Consider the following 3,201-nt stretch of genomic DNA (forward strand, 5'->3'; position numbering starts at 1 on the left):
TGACGAGCGGCGGACGGGTGAGTAATGCTTGGGAACATGCCTTGAGGTGGGGGACAACAGTTGGAAACGACTGCTAATACCGCATAATGTCTACGGACCAAAGGGGGCTTCGGCTCTCGCCTTTAGATTGGCCCAAGTGGGATTAGCTAGTTGGTGAGGTAATGGCTCACCAAGGCGACGATCCCTAGCTGGTTTGAGAGGATGATCAGCCACACTGGGACTGAGACACGGCCCAGACTCCTACGGGAGGCAGCAGTGGGGAATATTGCACAATGGGCGCAAGCCTGATGCAGCCATGCCGCGTGTGTGAAGAAGGCCTTCGGGTTGTAAAGCACTTTCAGTCAGGAGGAAAGGTTAGTAGTTAATACCTGCTAGCTGTGACGTTACTGACAGAAGAAGCACCGGCTAACTCCGTGCCAGCAGCCGCGGTAATACGGAGGGTGCGAGCGTTAATCGGAATTACTGGGCGTAAAGCGTACGCAGGCGGTTTGTTAAGCGAGATGTGAAAGCCCCGGGCTCAACCTGGGAACTGCATTTCGAACTGGCAAACTAGAGTGTGATAGAGGGTGGTAGAATTTCAGGTGTAGCGGTGAAATGCGTAGAGATCTGAAGGAATACCGATGGCGAAGGCAGCCACCTGGGTCAACACTGACGCTCATGTACGAAAGCGTGGGGAGCAAACAGGATTAGATACCCTGGTAGTCCACGCCGTAAACGATGTCTACTAGAAGCTCGGAACCTCGGTTCTGTTTTTCAAAGCTAACGCATTAAGTAGACCGCCTGGGGAGTACGGCCGCAAGGTTAAAACTCAAATGAATTGACGGGGGCCCGCACAAGCGGTGGAGCATGTGGTTTAATTCGATGCAACGCGAAGAACCTTACCTACACTTGACATACAGAGAACTTACCAGAGATGGTTTGGTGCCTTCGGGAGCTCTGATACAGGTGCTGCATGGCTGTCGTCAGCTCGTGTTGTGAGATGTTGGGTTAAGTCCCGCAACGAGCGCAACCCCTATCCTTAGTTGCTAGCAGGTAATGCTGAGAACTCTAAGGAGACTGCCGGTGATAAACCGGAGGAAGGTGGGGACGACGTCAAGTCATCATGGCCCTTACGTGTAGGGCTACACACGTGCTACAATGGCGCATACAGAGTGCTGCGAACTCGCGAGAGTAAGCGAATCACTTAAAGTGCGTCGTAGTCCGGATTGGAGTCTGCAACTCGACTCCATGAAGTCGGAATCGCTAGTAATCGCGTATCAGAATGACGCGGTGAATACGTTCCCGGGCCTTGTACACACCGCCCGTCACACCATGGGAGTGGGTTGCTCCAGAAGTAGATAGTCTAACCCTCGGGAGGACGTTTACCACGGAGTGATTCATGACTGGGGTGAAGTCGTAACAAGGTAGCCCTAGGGGAACCTGGGGCTGGATCACCTCCTTATACGATTTAGAACTTATTTGTTCGTAGTGTCCACACAGATGATTGTTAGTTAGTTTGCTCTTTGAGTTTACTAATTAATATGCTCTTTAAAAATTTGGAAAAGCTGATAATAAAATTCGTATGAATAACAGTGTTATTTGTACAGAGTTTTCAAAAGTAAAAAGAATGATAGCAGTATCATTCAGTGCCATTTAATGAACGTTTACGTTTGTTGATTGGTATCTACTTTAGTATTCAATATTAACTTCTGGCGAAGTTAAACTGTCACACAACAAAGACCCGTTTGGGTTGTATGGTTAAGTGACTAAGCGTACACGGTGGATGCCTTGGCAGTTGGAGGCGATGAAGGACGTATTAACTTGCGATAAGCCTAGTCAAGCTAGTAAAAAGCACTTGAGACTAGGATTTCCGAATGGGGAAACCCACCTGCTTGCAGGTATCGTTAACTGAATACATAGGTTAACGAGGCGAACGCGGAGAACTGAAACATCTAAGTACCCGTAGGAAAAGAAATCAACCGAGATTCCGATAGTAGCGGCGAGCGAAATCGGAACAGCCCTTAAGCTTATTATGTGTTAATGGAAGGCTCTGGAAAGTGCCACGATACAGGGTGATAGTCCCGTACATGAAAACGCATTTTAAGTGAAATCGAGTAGGTCGGAGCACGTGAAACTTTGACTGAATATAGGTGGACCATCATCTAAGGCTAAATACTCCCAACTGACCGATAGTGAACCAGTACCGTGAGGGAAAGGCGAAAAGAACCCCTGTGAGGGGAGTGAAATAGAACCTGAAACCGTGTACGTACAAGCAGTAGGAGCCCACTTGTTGGGTGACTGCGTACCTTTTGTATAATGGGTCAGCGACTTATATTTTGTAGCGAGGTTAACCGATTAGGGTAGCCGTAGGGAAACCGAGTCTTAACTGGGCGAATAGTTGCAAGGTATAGACCCGAAACCCGGTGATCTAGCCATGGGCAGGTTGAAGGTTGAGTAACATCAACTGGAGGACCGAACCCACTAACGTTGAAAAGTTAGGGGATGACCTGTGGTTAGGAGTGAAAGGCTAATCAAACCGGGAGATAGCTGGTTCTCCCCGAAATCTATTTAGGTAGAGCCTCGGACGAATACTTACGGGGGTAGAGCACTGTTAAGGCTAGGGGGTCATCCCGACTTACCAACCCTTTGCAAACTCCGAATACCGTAAAGTAATATCCGGGAGACACACGGCGGGTGCTAACGTCCGTCGTGAAGAGGGAAACAACCCAGACCGCCAGCTAAGGTCCCAAAGTCATAGTTAAGTGGGAAACGATGTGGAAAGGCCCAGACAGCCAGGAGGTTGGCTTAGAAGCAGCCATCCTTTAAAGAAAGCGTAATAGCTCACTGGTCGAGTCGGTCTGCGCGGAAGATGTAACGGGGCTAAACTATGCACCGAAGCTGCGGATTCAAAATTTATTTTGAGTGGTAGGGGAGCGTTCTGTAAGCGGTTGAAGGTGTACCGGGAGGTATGCTGGACGTATCAGAAGTGCGAATGCTGACATGAGTAACGATAATGCGGGTGAAAAACCCGCACGCCGGAAGACCAAGGGTTCCTATCCCATGTTAATCAGGGTAGGGTAAGTCGACCCCTAAGGCGAGGCCGAAAGGCGTAGTCGATGGGAAACGGATTAATATTTCCGTACTTGGTATAATTGCGATGGGGGGACGGAGCAGGCTAAGCAAGCATGGCGATGGTAGTCCATGTGAAAGTGTGTAGGCTAG

Annotated in this window: 2 rRNA genes; both read left to right on the forward strand. The window is 49.3% G+C overall.

The features are described from left to right. Positions 1-1,441 (forward strand): 16S ribosomal RNA (locus L641_RS0106365); the annotation flags it as partial. Between the two features lie 294 nt (positions 1,442-1,735). Continuing rightward, positions 1,736-3,201, forward strand: a 23S ribosomal RNA gene (locus tag L641_RS23465); the annotation flags it as partial.

Source organism: Pseudoalteromonas sp. TB41 (genome assembly GCF_000497975.1).
Lineage (GTDB): Bacteria > Pseudomonadota > Gammaproteobacteria > Enterobacterales > Alteromonadaceae > Pseudoalteromonas > Pseudoalteromonas tetraodonis.